Source organism: Lunatibacter salilacus (assembly GCF_009797935.1).
Classification (GTDB): domain Bacteria; phylum Bacteroidota; class Bacteroidia; order Cytophagales; family Cyclobacteriaceae; genus Lunatibacter; species Lunatibacter salilacus.
In genome coordinates, this window is record NZ_VOLC01000011.1 from 60,810 (window position 1) to 82,048 (window position 21,239).

General features: G+C 42.2%; 17 protein-coding genes and 1 pseudogene. 5 read left to right on the forward strand and 13 right to left on the reverse strand.

The genetic code is table 11. The annotated features are described in order from the left end of the window. Positions 1-29 precede the first annotated feature (29 nt). A complete protein-coding gene (locus FQ608_RS15505; RefSeq protein WP_158859151.1) occupies positions 30-1,070 on the reverse strand; it encodes a patatin-like phospholipase family protein in 1,041 nt (346 codons plus the stop codon). An 18-nt stretch (positions 1,071-1,088) separates the two neighbouring features. Next, positions 1,089-1,598 (reverse strand): hypothetical protein, encoded by a 510-nt coding sequence (locus FQ608_RS15510; protein ID WP_158859152.1) that lies wholly within the window; start codon positions 1,596-1,598, stop codon positions 1,089-1,091. A gap of 431 nt (positions 1,599-2,029) precedes the next feature. On the opposite strand from FQ608_RS15510, the gene FQ608_RS15515 reads away from it, so the two are divergent. Then, the gene (locus FQ608_RS15515; RefSeq protein WP_158859153.1) at positions 2,030-2,635 is read left to right on the forward strand and encodes a porin family protein; all 606 of its coding nucleotides are present in this window, start codon (positions 2,030-2,032) and stop codon (positions 2,633-2,635) included. Positions 2,636-2,686: 51 nt separating this feature from the next. On the opposite strand, the gene FQ608_RS15520 is transcribed toward FQ608_RS15515, so the two are convergent. From FQ608_RS15520 to FQ608_RS27790, 9 genes are all read right to left on the reverse strand, one after another. Continuing rightward, on the reverse strand, positions 2,687-3,568 hold the full coding sequence (locus tag FQ608_RS15520) for a carbohydrate kinase family protein (RefSeq protein ID WP_158859154.1): 882 nt from the start codon (positions 3,566-3,568) through the stop codon (positions 2,687-2,689). Next, on the reverse strand, positions 3,561-4,904 hold the full coding sequence (locus FQ608_RS15525; RefSeq protein ID WP_158859155.1) for a sugar porter family MFS transporter: 1,344 nt from the start codon (positions 4,902-4,904) through the stop codon (positions 3,561-3,563). The genes FQ608_RS15520 and FQ608_RS15525 overlap by 8 nt, the downstream gene beginning before the upstream one ends. Before the next feature lie 407 nt (positions 4,905-5,311). Next, the gene (locus FQ608_RS15530) at positions 5,312-5,998 is read right to left on the reverse strand and encodes a hypothetical protein (protein ID WP_158859156.1); all 687 of its coding nucleotides are present in this window, start codon (positions 5,996-5,998) and stop codon (positions 5,312-5,314) included. 261 nt (positions 5,999-6,259) lie between these two features. Beyond that, positions 6,260-6,754: a DUF4494 domain-containing protein gene (locus FQ608_RS15535; protein WP_158859157.1), complete on the reverse strand. Its 495-nt coding sequence runs from the start codon at positions 6,752-6,754 to the stop codon at positions 6,260-6,262. Between the two features lie 126 nt (positions 6,755-6,880). Next, the gene (locus FQ608_RS15540; protein WP_158859158.1) at positions 6,881-8,035 is read right to left on the reverse strand and encodes a hypothetical protein; all 1,155 of its coding nucleotides are present in this window, start codon (positions 8,033-8,035) and stop codon (positions 6,881-6,883) included. A gap of 121 nt (positions 8,036-8,156) precedes the next feature. Further along, positions 8,157-9,503 carry a CoA-disulfide reductase gene (locus tag FQ608_RS15545; RefSeq protein WP_158859159.1) on the reverse strand — a complete coding sequence of 449 codons (1,347 nt, stop codon included), beginning with the start codon at positions 9,501-9,503 and terminating at the stop codon, positions 8,157-8,159. A 47-nt stretch (positions 9,504-9,550) separates the two neighbouring features. Beyond that, positions 9,551-11,017 (reverse strand): pyruvate kinase, encoded by a 1,467-nt coding sequence (locus FQ608_RS15550; RefSeq protein ID WP_158859160.1) that lies wholly within the window; start codon positions 11,015-11,017, stop codon positions 9,551-9,553. Positions 11,018-11,173: 156 nt separating this feature from the next. Continuing rightward, complete coding sequence (locus FQ608_RS15555; RefSeq protein ID WP_158859161.1) at positions 11,174-11,842, reverse strand: potassium channel family protein; 669 nt, start codon at positions 11,840-11,842, stop codon at positions 11,174-11,176. 199 nt (positions 11,843-12,041) lie between these two features. After that, the gene (locus tag FQ608_RS27790; protein WP_158859162.1) at positions 12,042-12,185 is read right to left on the reverse strand and encodes a rhodanese-like domain-containing protein; all 144 of its coding nucleotides are present in this window, start codon (positions 12,183-12,185) and stop codon (positions 12,042-12,044) included. Between the two features lie 146 nt (positions 12,186-12,331). Between FQ608_RS27790 and FQ608_RS15565 the strand changes: the two genes are divergently transcribed. From FQ608_RS15565 to FQ608_RS15580, 4 genes are all read left to right on the forward strand, one after another. After that, a complete protein-coding gene (locus FQ608_RS15565) occupies positions 12,332-12,901 on the forward strand; it encodes a uracil-DNA glycosylase family protein (RefSeq protein ID WP_158859163.1) in 570 nt (189 codons plus the stop codon). Between the two features lie 303 nt (positions 12,902-13,204). Next, positions 13,205-14,557: an MFS transporter gene (locus FQ608_RS15570; protein ID WP_158859164.1), complete on the forward strand. Its 1,353-nt coding sequence runs from the start codon at positions 13,205-13,207 to the stop codon at positions 14,555-14,557. A 54-nt stretch (positions 14,558-14,611) separates the two neighbouring features. Next, positions 14,612-18,121 (forward strand): nitrate reductase, encoded by a 3,510-nt coding sequence (locus FQ608_RS15575; RefSeq protein WP_158859165.1) that lies wholly within the window; start codon positions 14,612-14,614, stop codon positions 18,119-18,121. 28 nt (positions 18,122-18,149) lie between these two features. Next, positions 18,150-19,628, forward strand: a complete 1,479-nt coding sequence (locus FQ608_RS15580; protein WP_158859166.1) for a rubredoxin domain-containing protein — start codon at positions 18,150-18,152, stop codon at positions 19,626-19,628. A 610-nt stretch (positions 19,629-20,238) separates the two neighbouring features. On the opposite strand, the pseudogene FQ608_RS27900 reads toward FQ608_RS15580, so the two are convergent. Together FQ608_RS27900 and FQ608_RS15590 are read right to left on the reverse strand one after the other, a co-directional pair. Then, positions 20,239-20,472, reverse strand: a pseudogene (locus tag FQ608_RS27900) (four helix bundle protein). 152 nt (positions 20,473-20,624) lie between these two features. Further along, on the reverse strand, positions 20,625-21,218 hold the full coding sequence (locus tag FQ608_RS15590; RefSeq protein WP_158859167.1) for a DUF4202 domain-containing protein: 594 nt from the start codon (positions 21,216-21,218) through the stop codon (positions 20,625-20,627). Between the last annotated feature and the right edge of the window lie 21 nt (positions 21,219-21,239).

Genomic DNA, 21,239 nt, shown 5'->3' on the forward strand with positions numbered 1-21,239 from the left:
GATATTTGTTGATGAATCTGTTTTTAAGCTTACGCCAAATTAATATCGTCCGGCGTAAGGCCTGCAATAAATGTACTTGCTGCAATCTCTCCTTTCGACATCATGTTTTTCATTTCAGCAGGATCGAAAACTAACCCACCCGGACCGCCGCCAAGTGGTAATTCGGGCCGAATAATAAAAACTTTAAGCGGGTTTTTCCCTGTAAAAGGGTTATCCCTGCCTGGCATATTGAAAAAATTATCAATTTGATCTTGCGAGAGGCCGGCGGTACTCATCTTCTTTTTTACGTTATCGATATATTGTAAGGCTTCATTGTAAATAGCCGGAACCAACAGGTCATTCTTGCCCACATCAACCATGAAAATATCGATTGTTCGTTCTAGAATCCCGAATAAATTCCCATAGGTGTTTTGTGTAAAGTCTCCACCCTCGGGAGATAGCAGGATGGTGAAAATATGGGTTGCTCCGTTGTCTATCGCCATATTAACACCTGCATATTCCCGTACCCCACCGTCAACGTACTGAAGGTTTCTATCAGGATCACCAACAAGGTCTCTATTCACCTGTACGGGTGGCATAAACACTGGCATACAAGCAGATGCCAATACCGCCCTGCGAAAGTGCATGGGATCTTTAATCAATTTAACCTTGTAATACCTGCCATTTTTGGCTGTGATATCGTTGGTAAATACAACGAGTTCTCCGGTTTGCAGGCATGTGGTAGTAAGGTATAGTTTCTGGGCTCCTTCAAGTATTTCGATTATGAGGTCATCTGTATAGTATTTTTTCAGGAGATTCCAAAGTGGTCCAGCTTCAAATATGGAATCCTTCCCAAGCCGGTTGCCAATATTATCTTTTACAATAATATCCTCCGTTCTTACCGTTGTATACAATATCCGTAGCAAATTATACTTTCCTGCAATCGCTAAAGGTGCAATTAAGGCACCGGTACTTGTGCCTACTACGATGTCATAATTACCTATAGGTAATTCATCTAAAAGTTTCTCTATAGCTCCAACGGCAAACGCCCCCTTGGAACCTCCACCGCTTATAACCAATGCCTTATTCATAAGATATGATTTAATCAATTAAAATTCCCGTATGGTTTCTTTAGGTTTACTAAGCCTAATGGCAATAACGGATTGAATCCACCAATTTTTCCACTCATAATCATAATGTGACGTAAGCCCAAGTGCAATTCTATTGAGCACATCAGCATGAAGACCGCCGCCAACGAGCTTTTGTTTTTCCGAACCCCACAAATGTTCAAGGGATAAGTGTAGGTTGCCTACGGTTCCGTAATCTGCTGCTGCAAAGCTTTTTAGCAAAAGCGCGGCGGTTGGTCCGGCAAGTGCTTGGACCTTCTTACCGGTGTAGAAGCTACCTCCTGTCGCGCCAAGTCTAACCCGGCCAGGTACCACCCCATATTGCCAGGTGAGTTGCATTCCTCCGACGTATAAATCAGGTGCCACTGTAAGATCAGTAACCATTCCATTATGGATTTTTAGGTGGAGGATACCTTCATTTTTAAATTCCGTAACCTGTGCATGTGACTGTATGCACCAGAGTAACGCACCCAGCCAGATCAGTTTCTTCATAAATAAACTTTAGTAATCTAAAATACTCAGATAATCGCGGAAAATAAAATGATGATATAAAAATCCGCAAAAGATCCACCACGTTCGACTTTCTACAACCTCCAATTTTGGAGACATGTTTATGATTATTATGGGTATAATATACAAACACATCGTCGCATGGTGATCGAACTTGGAGTTGGTGGAATTTTGAAAGTGTAGGAAGCGGATTTTTGGAATGTCAAAATGAATATCAACTTCCGCTTTGCACCTGAAGAATTTGAAACGCCTTGTGCTCTTGTACTTCAACCAGTTAGGCTATTGAGGTATTTTAAACTGTATTTTAGCAATAGACTTAAACTGCGTGTATTCAAAATGAATTTTAGTTAAGGTATTTTATGGCATGCATTTGGTATAGGGGATACGTATTATAAACCAATTATTACTATATCATGAAAAAAATAACATTTGTAGTAGCTATTTTTCTTGGGTTTGCCATGCACGCCCAAGCTCAGATGAGTTCTCCGGCCAGTGAGCAAAACACCGGTTTTGGAGTAAGGGGAGGAGCCAATTTCTTTAACTGGGGAGGATCCGACATCAGCAGCAATGATTATACCAACCGGATAGGATTCCATGCGGGTATATTTGCGAACATGTTTGTCGTTGACAGGTTCTCAATCGAACCTGGAATTTATTATTCTGTAAAAGGAACTCAGAATGATGATTTTGTCGATTCGAGGGCAGTGTTGAATTACATCGACGTTCCAATTTTGCTTCGATTTTATGCCACGGAAGGATTGAATTTTTTCGCGGGTCCCCAAGGTTCCATATTAACAGGATCCAGTTTTGAGGCGGACGCACTGGGATCCACCTTCGACTGGCAAACAGATGCCATCAACGATATTGATGCCGGTCTTGTATTTGGAGTGGGATATAATTTGCCTGTTGGATTAAATTTGCAAGCAAGTTATGATTACGGCATGACGCCAATTTTCAAAGACTCTAATGCGGATGTGTTTAATCGAGGATTTAAACTTTCCTTAGGAGTTAGTTTCTAAACTCAAAGCTCAGACATAAAAAAGGCTTCCAATGAAAATTGGAGGCCTTTTTTATTCCTTTTTGATTTTTTCGATTTCATCCAACTCATATTTAGGTGTTCCACCGCTAAGCGTAGCAACCAATGCACCCAAGGCGCAGGCATAATCTAAGATATGTTCGGGAGATTGTTTTTCCAGGTATTTATAAATAAATCCGGCCAGAAATGCGTCCCCCGATCCTACCGTATCCACTACTGCTACCGGATAGCCTGGGTGGGAAACTATCTCATCATCAGTGAACAGTATAGCTCCTTTTGCTCCCAAAGTCACACAAATCATTTGAATGTCAAAAAGCTCCGTTAATTTTCCTAATGCTTGCGACATTTTATCAGGGAGGTTGTAATAATTGGCAAGAATGGTTAGTTCCTCTTCATTGATTTTAAGTATATCACATTTCAACAACAGCTGTTCCAACAGTTCCGGGGAATAATAGGGTTGTCTGAGATTGATGTCAAGGATCTTTAATATGTCTAAGGAAAGGAATTTGAATAGTGCCTCCCGGCTAGTAGTCTCCCGGGCAGCTAAACTCCCAAAAACTAATGCGTCAGCACGTTTCACTTGAAGAGCTGTTGCTTCGTTCCATTGAATATTGTCCCATGCCGCTGGTTTTACGATTTCATAGCGGATGTTTTCTGGATCACTGTCGTTCACCAAAACTGTTCCGGTCGGCAGGTCGGTATCAAGTTGGATAAGTTCTTGATTTAAGTGGTAGTTTCGCACGAATTTGAGCAGTTTTTTGCCCAATTTATCCTCTCCTACCCTGGAGATCATGGATACATCCAGTCCTAAGTGCCGGAGATGTAGCGCTACATTCATCGGTGCACCCCCCGCAATTTTCCCTTTGGGAAAAATATCCCAGAGCATTTCTCCAAAGCAGATTACTTTTTTAGTCATGACTTTTCATTAGATCTTGTTGAATCTCTTCCAAGGACCTTCCCTTGGTTTCGGGCATTTTTGTAGCCACCCAGATTAACTGAAGGACCATCATCACCGCAAAAAAGCCAAAAATAGAGACTGGTCCGATTTGGTTGGCAAAGAAAGGAAAAACATTTGCGATAACCGCCGCAAGAATCCAATGGGTAAAGCAGCCAATGGACTGCCCATAGGCCCGAAGTTCGTTGGGGAATACTTCTGAAATAAACACCCAAATCACTGCCCCCTGGCCGATGGCGTGGGACGCGATGAACATGAACACGAAAATTGGCAAAAGACTGACACTAATCTGACCTCCTGAGAAGGAATAAGCAATCAGAGATAAAGAAATGATATATCCCACAGACCCCATGTACATGAGTTTTTTACGGCCAATTCTATCTATCAAATATAGCCCCAGCATGGTAGCGACGAGGTTGATGGCTCCTATGCCCACAGTTGACAAAAGGGCTCCTTCCGCACTAATGCCTGCCATTTCAAATATCCTAGGGGCAAAATAGATAATGGCATTGATGCCGGAAAGTTGGTTGAACATCGCAATCACGATTGCCAGCAGGGTAATGTGCAAATACTTGGAGTTAAAGAGAGCGGAATACCCTACCTTTAACCTGTTTTGCTGCTTCTCCTCTAAAGCCATCCGAATGGCTTCTTTTACCCCATCTGGGTCAGTTCGTGTAAGGATGCGTTCTGCCTCCACAAAATCATCTTTTTTAGCTATCAACCAACGTGGGCTTTGCGGGACTTTGAATACCAACGCCGTATAAATTAGGGCAGGTATTGCCTCAACACCAAGCATCCAACGCCAACTTTCCACAGAAATAGCCATGTCGATGAGGTAATTGCTGAAATAGGCAACCAGGATTCCGAAAACAAGGTTAAACTGATAGAGGGCAACCAGTTGACCCCGATTTTTTGCGGGGGAAATTTCACTGATATACATGGGTGCCACCACCGAAGATGCGCCTACCCCCAATCCACCGATAAACCGAAAAAACATAAACGAATACACATCAGGAGCAACTGCCGAGCCCAATGCTGAAACGAAAAAGAGAATCCCTATCCAAATCAAAGATTTTTTTCTCCCGTACTTATCTGCCGGTATACCTCCAAAAAGTGCTCCGATGACAGTTCCATACAGTGCAATGGCAACCGCCAATCCATGGCTCCAGTCACTTAGATTCCATACTTGCTGTATAGCTCTTTCCGCTCCAGAGATCACCGCTGTGTCAAATCCAAAAAGAAATCCTCCCAGAGCGGCGACTAAGGAAAGAAACAGCACATACTTATTGATGTTCATAAGATAGTTAGGTTTTTTTCAGGTTATAAGCGATAAAACTAATCAGTTTGTAAGTTTTAAAAAAATATCCGTGGAAAATAACCGCTAAAATTTCAGGCCTATTTCGAAATTGGATTAAGGTCAGGGTTTTTACGGATATAACCCGGCCGGGTGTTTTTACCCACCCCATCCTGTGTAAGTATATCCAACGCCTGTCGTTATTGAAAAATATTAAAAAAAGATACAATAGAAAACCGTATCAGAAAACAGAGATTAATACCTTTTGTACAGGTTCAGCTAACGCTTGAAAATCCGATTAATCTGCAAATGTCCGGAGCCTTCATAGGCTGGTTGACCAACAATCCCATTAAATGAGAATGTTAGTCAACTATAATTTAGATATTTTGACCTGACTCCTGTTCGATTTATTAATTGCTTAAAGGAATCCGATAATAAAATTGAAATTGGGTTGCAATATCCATCTTAATCGTTCTAATGTTCAATTCATCTCCGTCAAATTCCCCGAACGGGCTAAACAGCATAGTACCTTCTAGCCCGATTTCCCCTGTATTCTTCTTTATGGACTTAAAGATACCTAGTCTAAATGGGATATAAAAGTGAGATCCTGAAGCAGAATAGGATTGATTTTCTCTACCTGAGTCATTAAATATGTATCGTTCATCGGTACGTTGAGAATGAAAAAATCCAAGTCCAATACCCGTATAAACTTTGATTAGGGAAGGGAGATATCCGCTTTGATCGGGGTTAAAATGATAAATTGGCATGATATCAGCAAAAAATAAATTACCTTTAAAACCGTAAGGAAATCCTCCCCGGGAAATCGTTTCTTTACGACCCTCATTGTAGTAGTCCCCACCGTCCATCATTTGCCAGCCCATTGTTGCCTTAATATCGAAAAATGGATGTAAAACATAACTAAAATCAACAGTAGCTACTGGCAATACATTAAATTTAAATTCGCGGTAAATTCCACCATTTCCATACAACACGGAAGGGCCCAATCCAAATCCCAACCTGTGTGATCGGTCATGCTGGGCGAAAGAATGTAGGGAAAATCCAAAAAATAGTATAACTAATACAAGAAAACTTTTCATATTTTTAACAACTGAATTGAATTCAAAGTTAAAAATAAAAACTTGTATTACAATAAAATGTCTATTTTCAACTTTTTTTATAATGTGATCGGCATTTTAAAATCAATATTGAAAACTCTAACTTATATAATACTGCCTTAGCTTAAGTGAAAATTAAACTAACCTAAAAACAACGCAGTAAAGGATTTGTTTATTAAATCATATTGGTTGTTATGAATTTTATTAGGAGCTGATTATTAGGTGTTTACCTCCCATATCCACCTACTCTTTACTTTCAGTTTCTTCCAATGGCCGTAAATTATCGGGAATTGGTGGGTTCAGGTCATCATCTTTTTCATAGGGAAAAATCTCCACTATTGGACTTTCAACAACTTCAGGGACGTTGAAAGATACCAGCATATTATTTAGACTCTCATAAATTCGGTCATACGCTTCTTTGACATTATGGGCTGTGACCAACATAAACTGGGTTACTTTTTTCTCCTTACCGCTATCTGCATCCGCCACGATATAGGTGATCTTGCACTTGTGCCAAACATCGATGTCTTCATAAAAAAACACATCGACAAAATTACTTTTGCTGATGTTGGTAACTTGAAAATCTCCACGGATCACCGACCCAAGCATGTCGTAAATCCTCGCTTCAGCTTCGGTAAAAGAAACGGCATCTACCAGATACTGCTCGGAAACATTTTTGAGCAATCCCTGCTCATTTTCTTTGGCGTATTTTACTTTACACAGAAACCAGATCCTCATGCTATTTTTTTGTTAAGATTTGCGGACACGCAAGGTACGGGTATTTCCGCAAAAGGGAAAATAGTTTAGTATATTGATTCTGTCGAATGGTTTTGCCCTTCTTTATATTTTATGGAGATTGAGGTATTATTCAGCAACGAGCTCTACCTCATAAATTATAACAAAGTCCTCCTCCTTTTCTTGGTTGAATTTTGACAGGAACCACATTTTTCCATCTTTGATCAAAAATTGACGATAATCAAGCTGTTTGGACAGCTCAAAGTCTGCCAGCGAATTTCCCTCCAAATCCATGACATGCAATCGAATGGGGTATTTCCCTTCGATCTTTTCAAAAAAGGCTCTGTAAGATTCATTGGTTAGATTTTTATATTCTTCCCTATCAGAAAAGTCAAACCCTGCGAAATAGGTAGCAATCAAATAATCTCCATATGTTTTCAACGCATGAGTTTTGCCTGCCGCGTGATCTAATGAAATTCCTCTTACATCTGCCTTTGCAGGCTCCTTTCCTTCACCGGCATAATAGTTAAGGTATGCTATTGGCTTTCTGTTAATCCTTTTAAACCCTTCATTTATGTCGTAAATGTTTAAATGCGGGTCCGTTCCTGAAATCACATATAATTTGTTGCTATGTGTGGTAAAGCTAGGCATCATCTCCGTCACATCATATGCCCTCCCATTTTTGAACAGGCTCTCTTGTTCCAAGTGAAGAAACCTTTCAAATTTCCCCTCTTGAGGTGAAATTTTAGCCAACTGAAGAAAGCTGTCATAATATTCCGGTTCTGCTTTATTGAACTCCCCCCATGCAGTTATAGCTCGGATTATAACTATGTCCTCGTGCATGGCGAACTCGTTATCGGCGGCAGCTCTTCCTCCTAAATTAGGTACATCTGTGGTTTGGTAAGGGATTTGTTTGACAAGTTCACCGTTTGGGAAAAATTCCTGATACCCTTTAAGGCCGATCATAAAGAAATTTCCATTTTCCAAAAAACGGGCTGGCAGCCAGGGGTAAGGTCCATAGCTGTCTTTGGAATCACCCCGCTTTTCCATTTCTTGTAAATGGTTACCCTCAAAATCCGTTAATAAAATAACTCCGTTTTGCATGTTATGAAATAAAATCCGCTCCTGATTGGGGGCAATATCCATCAAATCCAGCATGCCCACGTAATTGACCTGTATTGAATCATTTACTAAGAGGGTAAACGAACTATCGGCAGTCTGCTGCTGTGAGGCATTGCATGATAGCAAAATAAGGCATCCCCCTATTAGATAATTGGATTTCATAACTTCTAATTTTTGTTCCAAAAGCTATTATAGTAAAAATAACATCTGGAAAACTAAAAAGCTAAAGTTATTCTAATTTTTTCGTTTAAAGATCAATGTACTGACATCAAAATAGTTGGTGTTAGAGCAGTCTTCTTGCCGCAATCTGAACAGCGTCCCAAACACCCGAAAAAGGAGGCGCATAGGACAAATCCGAAAATGCCAAATCAAAGGGAGTAAGCTTGCCCATGATTGCTGCCGCAATGGTGTCAATACGCTTGGCTGAGCCTTCAAACCCCACTATCTGACAGCCAATTAGGCGTTTATTATCCTTTCTGGCGAGCAATTTGACATGAATGGGGGCACTTCCGGGATAGTAGCTGGCAAAATTGCTGCTTTTGATAGTTGTGGCCACATAATCCAGATTCATTTCTTTGGCCTCAGATTCTGAGAGGCCGGTTCGTGCAATTTCCAGGTCCTGGAATTTAGAAATAGCCGTACCGAGCACACCCGGGAATTCCATTTCCTTCCCACTTATATTGCTTCCGGCAAACAATCCTTGTTTGTTGGCGATGGTGCCCAAGGCACGAAAAGTTTCCGCTTCTTTTAAAATGTGGTAGGAAGTGGCACAATCTCCAGCAGCCCAGATGTGTTTTATAGATGTTTGCATCAGGCGATTAACCAAAATAGCTCCGGCTTCACCAAGTTCGATACCAGCCTCTTTAGCTAAATTAGATCGTGGAGTAATTCCAATGCCTAATATGACCACTTCTGCATCCAGATTTTTTTTATCGGTTCCAACCTTCATCACATTGCCTTTTTCGTCTGCGTAAATGTTGACCAGTGATTCGCCCACACGAACGATGACCCCTTTTTCCCGCATGTAATCTTCTAAAATTTTCGCCATTTCCGGGTCCAATGTCTGCATCAACTGACTCGATCTGTCGATTAACGTTACTTCCATATGACGGTCAAGCAGTGCTTCCGCCATCTCTATCCCCACATATCCCCCACCCACGATGATCGCTTTATTTGGTCTATTCTCGTCCATATAAGTCCTAGCTTCTATACCGCTTTGTAAGGTAGAGATGGAAAATACTCCTGCGGAATTTATTTTTGGTAAATCAGGACGAATGGGTGCGGCTCCAGTGGCTATCAATAGCTCGTCATAGATCTCCCAAAATTCGACACCATTCAAAAGGTTTCTTACTAAAATGCTGGATTTTTTCGGATCGATTTGGAGTACCTCGTGATTGACCTTTGCCTGTATATTATATTTTTTAATAAATGTTTCCGGGGTTCGGGCGATGAGTGAGTCGCTGTTTTTTACTTGGTCAGCAATATAGTATGGGATGCCACATGCCGCATATGAAGTATGAGGGCTTCTCTCAAAAACCACAATTTCCCAATCTGGGTTCTCCCTCCTAACCTTTGATGCTGCGCTCATTCCCGCGGCGTCGCCTCCGATTACTACTAGTTTTTTGTTCATAGAAAAGAATTATTTTAAGCGGAACTTTGATTCAAAATCCCGACCATTTAATTCACCAACTTCGAGAAAAACCTGCTTGCTATTTGCAGTTCGTGAAAGACAAAACGTTTCTTTATTCGCTGAGTTGCGGCTCGTTGGATTATTTCTTTTAAGATCCGCAGGACTTCTGCCGTGTTGGGGCCCTTATTGATCATAATACACTCAGCTAAAGCAGCCTGACCTGCATCAGTTATTTCTGAGCGGGTAGCAATGCCGGATTTGTGTAGGTTTTCAAGCACTTGGGTTGCCCAGATTACCGGAGTGTGTGCTGCCTCACAGATAGACAAAATTTCTTCCTGGATTTCCGCCATTTTTTCAAACCCCATTTCCACAGCCAAGTCTCCTCGGGCAATCATGACCCCAACCTGCGGATCTTTCATGCCCTCCAACAACAAGCCCGGTAGGTTTTGAAAAGAAAGCAATGTTTCTATTTTAAGTATGATGGGAAGAGGTTTGCTGGTGATTTTTGCCATTTCATCTCTCAGTTGTTGGATATCCTTTGGCTTGTTGACAAATGAATAACCTATCATGTCAGCATGCTCCAGAATAAATGGCAAAGCCAAAAGGTCATATTCCGTCAATGAAGAGATTTTAATCTTGCTGTCGGGGAAATTAATACCCTTATCAGTTTTTATCCGTTTTTTCTTTGAAAATATCTTGCGTACACGGACCCCAATACCCCTAGGTTCCGATGTTTCTATTATACCGTAAAGATTTCCATCATCAACAAAAACCCGTTCCCCTACTTTCAGGTAGGGAAGAATTGCCAATTCATTGGGACTGACAACCGTTTCATTTGAATTGAAGTTTTCCCGGGTGGCCGCCAAATAAAAAAGGTCATTTTCGGCAATGGAAATTTTTTTCTTCCCCATTTGCCTGCCTAAAAACTGTGTCCGAATTTTTGGTCCGGCCATATCCATGTAGATTTTGCATGCCAGCCCAGTAGCTATTTCAGCCACTTTGATTGTTTCTATGATCTTACTCCAGGACTTTTCCTCCTCATGAGCGCAATTGATGCGGGCCACATTCATTCCCGCCCGCAGAAAGTTCTTCATTTTTTCCGTATCAGCGGCTATTTCTGAGTCCAAGGTTACCATCAAATAGGGCATTTGTGGTAAGTCTTTTTGTGAGAATAGGTTTCGGCTGTTCTTGTCTAAAATGGCTTTTGAATTCAAGAGATTACAATCCGAAATTTCTTTTTCTGAATAATTGTGTCCCAATCGTTCACGCACGGCCTGAATCTGACGATGGATATGGCTCTCAGCATTGGACAGTGCCGAAAGTCCGTGGGTATGCAAAGCCAATTGCAGCTCACGCCTGTCGTTTTTTCTGAAGGCTAAATATTTTATCAAATTTGTGGCTGATGTCTGATGTGTCGGACGTACCTCAGCCAAAATATAATTAAGGTTTTCTGCGGCTGTTACTAGCTTGGATTCCATTGACTCCAGTTCCTTTCGGATATCATCCAATTCCATGGTGGCTTAAATAGGTTGAAATGAAAATTTTAAAGCACAGCAGATCGTTTTTGCACTGGCTAATTCAAATTACAATCTTTACGCCAATATAGCTAATATAACCTTCTATGAAAGTTCCAAATTTAATTTAGACAGATTGTTTTTTCATTCCAAAATTTAAGGGGCTTTGAAAGATATTAGCTTGGCAATGATTACTGCGGGATAGAGAATTCCAACAACCGAAAGAAAAACGGATAGCATTTTTGCCTGTATATTCACCGCATACAAATCTCCATATCCCACAGTACTTAAATTAGTAAGGCTGTAGTAGATATAATTACCATAATCCTGATCCCCTCCAAGTAATTCTATATTTCCTTCTATGGAACCACCAAGAATCAAATGGATAATCTCAAACCCAAAAGCCCCGGCCATGGCAACGGAAAGATAAACATTAATAGCTCCGATGATACGATGGGCATTCACCTGATAATCCCGAAATAAAAGTCGGATATTAATAAAGATAAAAAGCAGCAAATTGATTACTATGACAACTCGCTCCATTAAGTAATATTCATAGGGGCTGTCACTGAACCGAATAAGCCGTAGCCCAAGGTGAACAACCAGCATCGTAATGGAGGCGATGGTGATAGTGCGTTCTCTGGAAGAGAAAGTACCGATAAAAAAAAGGCCGATAAACATGAAGTTCAAAAAGAGGGTGTTTTCCCTCTCGCTATCAATCATAATCGGCAACACAAATACAGTTATAACCAACATAACCAGCAACGAAATGAAGGATGCGTCTGATTCCCAATAATTCTTGAATTTTTTAATATATGCCCTCATCTGCTTTTTCTCTTTACTTAAACTTATCTTCCCTGTGCAAAAAGAAGTTACAAGGTATATGCCCTTTTGCCCAAGTTAGGTTTAGGGTTTTGCTCATTCAAATGTCACCAAAAAAAATCGGCCTTTGTTTAAAACGCAGATTTTTCATATCAGTATTAGAATTATTATTGATCTAATGATATACTTCTACCGATTCACTTCAATCAACCCATCCGCCAGCAAAGCTTTTCACATTGTCGAAGCCATTGGCTATAAGGATGAAATGGGCTATTGCCGCCCTTGCCCCACTTTGACAATGCACAATCACAGGATTATTTTTGGAAATCTTATTCAAATTATCCATCAATTACTAATCACCGATCCTGAAAATTTAATTTGACTTTTTATCAATTAGGTAAGAGGTTTGCTGGATAAAAATATCAATTTCATCGGAACGGAAGATGTGCCGAAGGAAATTTATGATTTCTCCGTATTAATTAATTACTCTAAATGCGAGACCTGTTATCCCAAATCCGATCCTGTACCCTTTGCGCTTCCCATCTACCTCTGGGCCCCAAGCCTGTAATCCGGGTAAGTTCCGCAAGTAAAATATTGGTCGTCGGTCAAGCTCCCGGGACTAAGGTGCATGCTTCCGGAATTCCTTGGGACGACCTGAGTGGGAAAGAACTGAGAAGGTGGTTGGATGTGGGTGCAGATACTTTTTATGACACGGATTACTTCGGGATCATGCCCATGGGTTTATGCTATCCGGGAAGGGGAAAGAGTGGGGACCTCCCTCCTCGAATAGAATGTGCCCCAACTTGGCACGCACAGGTTTTGAATGAAATGCCTCAGATCGAACTGGTTTTATTAATTGGGCAATATGCCCAGAAGTACTATTTGGGGAAAGAAAAGGAACCAACCCTTACCGCTACAGTAAGGAAATATGAAGCCTTCTTACCTAGATTTTTCCCGCTAGTCCATCCATCCCCTAGAAATAAAATTTGGCAGAAGAAAAATCCGTGGTTTGAGGAGGTGGTAGTTCCCGAACTACGAAATCGAGTGCACGCTATTTTATAGTAATAGGATATGGATACACCGGATTCTTAGTATTTTTTTACCTTGTTAAGGTATTTGCGGGTTAATTTTTTGACCTTTTGCTCCAATATTTACGTAAAATCTCAACTGCTCATTTTAGATTAAATAATTGTTTTGACGGATTTTCGTGCCAATTTTCTAGGCAAACCGATTTTTAAAATTAAATAATAAGTAAAAATACGTATTTAAAATACGTAGTATCAAAAACTTTTACGTACATTTCGGGTGTTAACCAAAAAGCTTTAAACCCAAAGTAGCCTTCTTTCTACCAAAATCCTTCTTACTATGAAAAACTTGGCAAAAAAAGCAACTTCAATCGACCTATTTAATTTCAAAACACCACAGATGCGGGCTTTCCATATGTCTTGGATGGCGTTTTTCCTGTGTTTTTTCGGGTGGTTTGGCATTGCTCCGCTGATGGCAGTCGTCAGGGAGGAATTACTCCTTACCAAATCCCAAATTGGGAACATCATTATCGCCTCTGTGGCCATTACCGTAATTGCCCGTTTGGGCATCGGATGGCTGCTTGACAGAATCGGACCCCGTATCACATATACGTACTTGTTGATCTTGGGAGCCATTCCGGTTATGTTGATCGGATTAAGTAACAGCTACGAGTCCTTTTTGATTTTTAGACTCCTTATCGGTGCAATCGGTGCTGGCTTTGTGGTGACCCAATACCACACGTCATTGATGTTTGCCCCCAATGTTGTGGGGACTGCCAATGCAACAACAGCTGGATGGGGCAATCTGGGTGGAGGGGTTACCCAAATGGTAATGCCAATGCTTTTTGCTTTGTTCGTATCGCTGGGATTTTTGGAGAAAGAGGCTTGGAGATATGCCATGGTCATTCCGGGAATAGCCATGCTTATTTGCGGGGTCATGTATTATAAATTTACAACAGACCTACCTGAGGGGAATATGAAAGAATTAAAAGCCAAAGGGAAAGGTGAAGACAAGAAAAGCAAAGGTGCATTTAAAAAAGCGTTAAAAGACAAGCGGGTATGGGCACTGTTTCTGATTTACGGTGCATGCTTCGGCGTTGAGTTGACGATAAACAATGTGGCGGCGATTTATTTTCACGATTATTTTAGACTGGATGTAAAGACCGCAGGCCTGATTGCCGGATTGTTTGGTTTGATGAACCTTTTTGCCCGCTCACTTGGCGGTTTTTTTGGAGACAAAGCCGGATTAAAATGGGGCTTAAAAGGCCGGGTAATGCTGATGGGCGGTGTGTTATTTTTGGAAGGTATATCCTTGATGTGTTTTTCCCAAATCAGCCTATTGCCACTGGCAATAGGGGTAATGATTGTTTTTAGCCTCTTCGTTCAAATGGCGGAGGGAGCCACTTTTGCCGTAGTGCCATTTGTCAATAAGAAAGCCATGGGGACCGTTTCCGGTATTGTGGGAGCCGGAGGTAATGCCGGCGCCGTAATGGCCGGATTTCTTTTCAAAATGGAGAGCCTGAGCTATCCTCAGGCATTGGGTATTCTTGGAATTGCGGTTACTGTGGTTTCCGTTTCATCCTTACTGGTCCGCTTTTCTCCTGCCGACGAAAAATCCGCCGCCGCAGATCTTGAGGCCTCTTTGGAGGAAAAAAACCAAGCATTACAACCCGCTTACGTAATGGGAAAATAACTCCTTTGTCATTTAATCATTTCTCGACGCCCGAACCAAATTCCTGACGCAACTATGAAAGCACAAAAAGTAAAAAGTACCTGCTCTTACTGCGGTGTCGGATGTGGAATTCTTATTCACAGGGACACCAAGGGAAAGCTTACTGTGGAAGGGGACCCTGAACACCCGGTCAATAAAGGCATGCTTTGCTCTAAAGGGATGAACCTGCATTACGTTGTGGAGGATACCTCGGATCGTTTACTTTATCCTCAGATGCGTTGGGGAAAGGGCCACGAATTGGAAAAAGTCGATTGGGGAACGGCCTTGAAGCGGGCCGCTGCCGTCTTCAAAGCTATGAGTTCTAATTTCGGATCCGATTCCGTTGGGTTTTATGTATCCGGTCAATGCCTGACGGAGGAATATTACCTGGTGAATAAGTTGGTGAAAGGGTATTTGAAAACAAATAACCTGGACACGAATTCCAGGCTTTGCATGAGTTCTGCCGTAATGGGTTATACCCTCACCCTAGGAGAAGATGCGGTTCCTATTTCTTATGAGGATATTGAATTGGCGGATTGTTTTCTGGTTGCCGGTGCCAATCCGGCTTGGTGTCACCCCATTCTTTGGAGAAGGATAGAAAAGCATAAGGAGCTGAATCCTTCTGTCAAAATCGTAGTGGTGGACCCACGCAAAACCCAAACCTGTTCGGTGGCAGACCTTCATTTGCAGCTTCTGCCGGGAACGGATACCGTGTTGTATCAAGCCATAGGACGCTCTTTGATTGAGAATGGCGATATAGATGTGGAATTTATACAGGGCCATACGGATGGATTTGAAGCTTACCGGGACGAGGTTTTTGGTAAAACGATCCAAGAGGCAGCGCAGATTTGCGGGGTTAGGGAAGAGGATATCCGCTTAGCAGCCAGCTATATCGGCACCTCTAAGGGTTTTCTTAGCCTGTGGGCCATGGGCCTCAATCAGAGTGCGGATGGGGTTAACAAAAACCTAGCTTTGATAGATCTTAATCTGATTACCGGCCAAATTGGAAAACCGGGTGCCGGGCCATTTTCCCTGACAGGACAGCCCAATGCCATGGGGGGAAGGGAAGTGGGCGGCATGGCTACCATGCTATCCGCTCACCGCAAATTGTCCGACCCAGCCCAAAGAAAGGAAGTGGCGGATTTTTGGGGAGTGGAGGAACTGTCCGCAAAGCCAGGGCTTACGGCAACTCAAATGATCGAAGCCTTGGAAAGTGGTCGATTGAAAGCCATTTGGATAATTTGTACGAATCCATTGGTTAGCCTTCCAGATGCTTCACGGGTAAGAAGGGCCTTGAAGAACGCCAAATTTGTAGTCGTCCAAGACATATCTTCAAAAAATGAGGCAATCCCGTTTGCGGATTTGGTCCTTCCGGCTGCCGGATGGGCGGAAAAGGAAGGTACAATGACCAATTCGGAAAGAAGGATTTCGTACCTAAATAAAATTACTGACGCACCGGGAGAAGCCTTGCCCGATGCGGAAATATTGATCCAATTTGCTAGGGAGATGAATTTTTCGGGATTCGAGTACGAATCAATGAGCGAAGTGTTTGCCGAGCATGCCGCTTTGACTGCGGGGACTTCACTGGATATTTCCGGGTTGGATTATGCCCATTTGCAGTTCCAGGGTACGGTCCAATGGCCCTTTACCCAGCAAAATAAGCAATCAACACCAAGACTATTTACGGACAAAAAATTCTATACACCGAATCAACGTGCCCAAATCAAAACCTGTCAGGCTCAACTCTCCTCGGAGCAAACCTCCCCCGACTTCCCGCTGATTCTTACCACTGGAAGGGTTCGGGATCAATGGCATACGATGACCCGGACGGGGAAAGTCAGCAAGCTGGGCCAACATCTGCCCAAACCTTTTCTGGAAATACATCCTGATGATGCCATGGAACGGGATATTAATGATGGGGATACAGTTGTAGTTACAGGGTATCGAGGAGATGTAAAAGTTCATGCGAAATTAACCGATACGATTCGAAGAGGAGTTGTCTTCTTGCCCATGCACTGGGGGAGGATGCTAGGATCGGATTTTGCTAAGGCCAATAACCTTACCGGACATGCCATTGACCCCATATCCAAACAGCCCGACTTTAAGTTTTCGGCTGTCCAAGTTGCCAAATTTAAAAAGCCCCACCAAAAGGTCCTTATCATCGGCGCCGGAGCGGCTGCCTATCGGTTTATCCAAACATACAGGGAGCTCAATCAAACGGATGAAATTCAGGTATTTTCCAAAGAAAAACACCCTTTTTACAACCGGGTGCTCCTTCCTGACTATGTCTGCCAACACAAGACTTGGGAAGATTTGCAGAAATTCAAGGTTGGTGAAATGGAATTTTTGGATATCCAATTATCCGTGGAAAATGGCATTGCGGCCATTGACAGATCCACTAAACAAGTAGTGGATGACCACGGAAAAGTTCACCATTACGACATTTTAGTCATGGCAACCGGGAGCAGGGCCTTTATTCCCCCGGATGCCCCCATGCACCTTCCCGGCGTTTTTACCATGAGAAACAGGGACAACGCCGATGGTCTGGTTGACTATTTGGGTGGGAAGGGGCATGTGATGATTGTTGGTGGAGGTCTGCTGGGACTGGAACTCGCGGCCTCCTTAAGGGAAGTGGATATCCAAGTTACTGTAATTCAATTGGCCTCCCGCCTAATGGAAAGGCAACTTGACCCTGTCTCCAGTGCCTTGTTGCGCACCAAGATGGAAGAGATGGAGGTAAACCTTTATCTCAATAACCAAGTGGATCGGCTAATCCAAGATCCGGATGATTTGAAGATCACGGCCTATCTCAAAAGTGGAACAACAGTGGCCTGTAACGCCGTGGTCTATGCCATTGGTACCCGGCCTAACATCGAACTTGCAAAATCCGCAGGTGTGGAATGCGGAATGGGGGTAAAAGTAAACGATTACCTGCAAACTTCGGATTCCTCCATTTTTGCCATGGGTGAAATAGCGGAGTTCGATGGAAGGGTAAACGGAATCACCGCCGCCGCCGAGCAGCAAGCCGACATAGCGGCAAGGTATATCAACGGCGACCAACTTAGTGTCTACAAAGGAACGGTTTCCATGAATATTCTCAAATTCGCCGATTTGGATCTTTGTTCTATAGGCATGCCTGAAATTCCCGCCAATGCGGAGGGGTTTGAGGAGATCTTGCTGATGGATACTTCCCAGATGTTTTACAAAAAATGTATCGTACACAAGGATAAATTAGTTGGGGCCATTTTGATGGGGGACAAGACGGAGTTTGCAGAATTCAAAAATCTTATCGAAGAAAAGATAGAGTTATCGGATAAACGTCAGGAGCTGCTTCGCGGAAAATCCACGCAGGAGTCAGTTATGGGTCGGCTGGTATGTTCTTGCGGTAACGTAGGAATTGGTAACCTGGAAAAGCATATTGAAAAAGGAGTCACGGACTTCAGGGAACTATGTCAGCGGACCGGTGCAGGCTTGGGTTGTGGCAGTTGTAAACCCGAAATCAAACAGGTATTGACAGAAAGCTGTAAATTAGAACCGAGTTTGTAGTTTTACCAAGTGGGCTTTCGAAATAACTATGTCTCTTAAAAATTTATCCAACGAAATCCGTATGTCCGATTCACTCAATCTTCCTGTTCAAAAATCCGAACTCGTCAGGGTCTTCGTTAAGGGAGGGATCATTTCACCGGGCGACTTTCAGAAGATCATTCTTACCGCTTCCTCCCTAGGGACTACCTACCTGCATTTGGGTTCCAGACAGGATATTCTTTTTCCCCTTCGGGAAAAGAACACCGAAGTGCTTGAAGAGACGTTTTCCTCCATTCAGACAGCCTACGATACAGATGGGGAGTCTTACCAAAATATCGTAAGTTCTTATACCGCTTTGGATGTGATGCCCACTACGCATTGGCTGGCTTCGCATATTTACCATTATATGCTGGATACCTTTGACTATAAGCCCAAGTTGAAGATCAATATAGTGGATCCGGTCCAGAACTTGGTTCCACTCTTTACGGGAAACTTAAATTTTATAGCCTCTTCCCATGAAAACTATTGGTACCTTTTTCTCCGATTTTCTGAAATAGACCAAAAGCCTTGGTGTGCTCCCGAACTTATTTTTAGCTATGACTTTTCCAAGTTGGCCAAAGCAATAGAGCAGCTTGATCCGTTGAAATCCAATATAACTTATGCCGAAATATATCATCGGGCTATTGAAGGTCTTGAATTGAATACCCGGCCAAAAGATCAGGAATTGAAGTACCCTGAATCGACGTCGCCATACTATGAGGGGATGAATCGGGTAGCCGGCGGAAAATATTGGCTGGGATTGTATTGGAGAAATAATAAATTTACAGTGAATTTTCTAAAAGCCCTGTGTGCACTCTGCATCGATACCAATATCGGAAAGCTAAGTATTACTCCGTGGAAATCCCTAATCGTCAGGGGAATCGAAGAAAAGGATCGGATGAGCTGGGAGAAGCTGTTGGGAAAATATGGGATAAATATCCGACACAGTTCGCTGGAATTAAACTGGCACCTGCCTGTATTGGATGATGAAGCGCTGGAAATAAAAAATTATTTGGTTCGGGCACTGGACAAAATGGATATTAGTACCTATGGGCTTTCCTTCTCGGTCAAGACTTCGCATATGGTTCCCTTCACTTCAATTGTGGTTGAGCGGAATGCAAAAATGGAGACAAAAGACCCGGATAGTTTTAATATCCTGTACTCCAAAGACTTCAACCCCAACCTGTCCGAATATTTTTATTATGTTAAAGGAGTGGCTTTGGAGACCATTCCCACGCTACTTCTTCAGTTGAGTTACACCTACTATGATCAGTTGGCCGCAAAAAAAAAGGTTAACACCGGGAAAAAGGAACTGCCCGAGCGGAAATCCCTCAAGTACCAATGCTCTTCCTGCCTTACCATCTACGATGAAAAAATCGGAGATCCAGGTGCTGGGATCATGGCGGGCACGGAATTTTTGAGTTTGCCGGCTGATTATGCTTGTTCGGTTTGTGAAAGCCCGAAGTCGGGGTTTAGGAGGATCAATTAAAAATTAGAAATTACGACTGTATCAATTACGAATTACGAATTAAAAATTACGGCAGTATTAATTACGCGGTGTGCAATATATTAAGACAACGATAAAGCTTCTTGCGCTTCTATTTCTCATTTCATGTAAGACATCAGATGACAATTCAAGACTTAGAAAACTTTTACTTTGAAATTGCTTTGACTCAAGTGAGACCCGATGTACTAGTTGATATTGGGAATTAAATACGTTGCTACAGCACTTTAGAAACATGGGGCGCTTACAGATTGCGAGAAGGGTTATACTTTGGTTCAAACTTTTCCCAACCGAGCGAGATACGGTCTAAAATCCCCACGTTTCCTAGGTGAAGACCGTTCCGAACGATGAAATCACCGCTACCTCCATAATCCGTAATTCTCAATTTATTCTTGCCAATTCCGTAATTCGTAATTCGTAATTTTTAATTCTTGTTTTACTATTGCTAATTCCGTAATTAATCCTTCGTAGTTTGTAATTGTTTTTTCAGTGTGATTTGGATTTTAGCGAGGATTTTACAAATTTCTTCCGTATCCTGCAAAAGACTGGAAGCTTCTTCTTGTGATAGATATTCAGTAGCTTGAAGGAGTTTAAGCTAATAAATGGTTTCTCTTGCCTCTTTATAGGATATACTGATTTTGGCAAGGAAATCCTTTTTTGATTGACCCCCAATAGATTCCTCAATATTTGCTCAAATGCCTGTTCCCGAACGTAGTAGTTGTTTTGACATTACAAATTCTTTCTTCTCAGAAGTGAGCTGTTTATAGACATTCACTATTCTTATCGCAAGTGCAAAAGACTTCTGCTGAACCACATTGTCATTTTTCATCCGTAATTCGTAATTTCTAATTCGTAATTAACAACACCCCGTAATTCGTCATTTTTAATTCGTAATTTAAATCAGCCCCCGTAATTCGTGATTTTTCATTCCTAATTAACAAAGCCTCCGTAATTCGTAATTTTTAATTCGTAATTAATTTATCAGTCCACTAATGCTTTTCCAATCAATTTCAACGCCTTCCCGGAATGTTCCATCAACATCGCCGCCTCGTGGCCCTTTTTTGACATCTTACTCCAGGTCTTGCGGACGATTTCTACGATTTTTTCTTCCTCGTCCTTATGCTTTGCAATAAAGTCATCAAAGTAATATTTCAAAAAAACCAAGCAAACCACATCTTCCAAGCATTGGGCCTCGGGATCTGTTTTTAGCCTTCTTTTGTTGATTAGGTCGTCCACACGCTTTATATCTTCCTCAGGATACCTATTTTTTGCCATAAGTTCCCCGGTAAGTTGTCCATGAAACTTTTTCAAATCTGTGCGCCAAAGCAGATAGCCTTTTCTGTCCATGGGGTAACTTTCCCTTGGAACGCTCCATCGCTTGATATGCTGGGCCCGCACCGCTATGCGCAACACTTCTGAAGCCTGTGGCTCAAATTCCAACAGCATAGTAGACATGCGCTGTCCGTAAAGCAATTCTTTGGGTACTTCCGTGTCTCCCTTTTTCTCCAAATGGGGATCCTCGGCGTTTATTCGATCTATATCTTCCAATATCCGGTGAAATCTGTCCTTTTCCATGGCGTATCTTTAAGCTTAGAT

Bases quoted from the DNA above. Each gene is read 5' to 3' on its own strand.
- FQ608_RS15505 (WP_158859151.1), bottom strand. From the start codon at position 1,070: ATGAATAAGGCATTGGTTATAAGCGGTGGAGGTTCCAAGGGGGCGTTT.
- FQ608_RS15525 (WP_158859155.1), bottom strand. From the start codon at position 4,904: ATGAACATCAATAAGTATGTGCTGTTTCTTTCCTTAGTCGCCGCTCTG.
- FQ608_RS15555 (WP_158859161.1), bottom strand. From the start codon at position 11,842: ATGAGGGCATATATTAAAAAATTCAAGAATTATTGGGAATCAGACGCA.
- FQ608_RS27790 (WP_158859162.1), bottom strand. From the start codon at position 12,185: ATGGATAATTTGAATAAGATTTCCAAAAATAATCCTGTGATTGTGCAT.
- FQ608_RS15570 (WP_158859164.1), top strand. From the start codon at position 13,205: ATGAAAAACTTGGCAAAAAAAGCAACTTCAATCGACCTATTTAATTTC.
- FQ608_RS15545 (WP_158859159.1), bottom strand. From the start codon at position 9,503: ATGAACAAAAAACTAGTAGTAATCGGAGGCGACGCCGCGGGAATGAGC.
- FQ608_RS15520 (WP_158859154.1), bottom strand. From the start codon at position 3,568: ATGACTAAAAAAGTAATCTGCTTTGGAGAAATGCTCTGGGATATTTTT.
- FQ608_RS15575 (WP_158859165.1), top strand. From the start codon at position 14,612: ATGAAAGCACAAAAAGTAAAAAGTACCTGCTCTTACTGCGGTGTCGGA.
- FQ608_RS15515 (WP_158859153.1), top strand. From the start codon at position 2,030: ATGAAAAAAATAACATTTGTAGTAGCTATTTTTCTTGGGTTTGCCATG.
- FQ608_RS15510 (WP_158859152.1), bottom strand. From the start codon at position 1,598: ATGAAGAAACTGATCTGGCTGGGTGCGTTACTCTGGTGCATACAGTCA.
- FQ608_RS15580 (WP_158859166.1), top strand. From the start codon at position 18,150: ATGTCTCTTAAAAATTTATCCAACGAAATCCGTATGTCCGATTCACTC.
- FQ608_RS15540 (WP_158859158.1), bottom strand. From the start codon at position 8,035: ATGAAATCCAATTATCTAATAGGGGGATGCCTTATTTTGCTATCATGC.
- FQ608_RS15535 (WP_158859157.1), bottom strand. From the start codon at position 6,754: ATGAGGATCTGGTTTCTGTGTAAAGTAAAATACGCCAAAGAAAATGAG.
- FQ608_RS15590 (WP_158859167.1), bottom strand. From the start codon at position 21,218: ATGGAAAAGGACAGATTTCACCGGATATTGGAAGATATAGATCGAATA.
- FQ608_RS15550 (WP_158859160.1), bottom strand. From the start codon at position 11,017: ATGGAATTGGATGATATCCGAAAGGAACTGGAGTCAATGGAATCCAAG.
- FQ608_RS15565 (WP_158859163.1), top strand. From the start codon at position 12,332: ATGCGAGACCTGTTATCCCAAATCCGATCCTGTACCCTTTGCGCTTCC.
- FQ608_RS15530 (WP_158859156.1), bottom strand. From the start codon at position 5,998: ATGAAAAGTTTTCTTGTATTAGTTATACTATTTTTTGGATTTTCCCTA.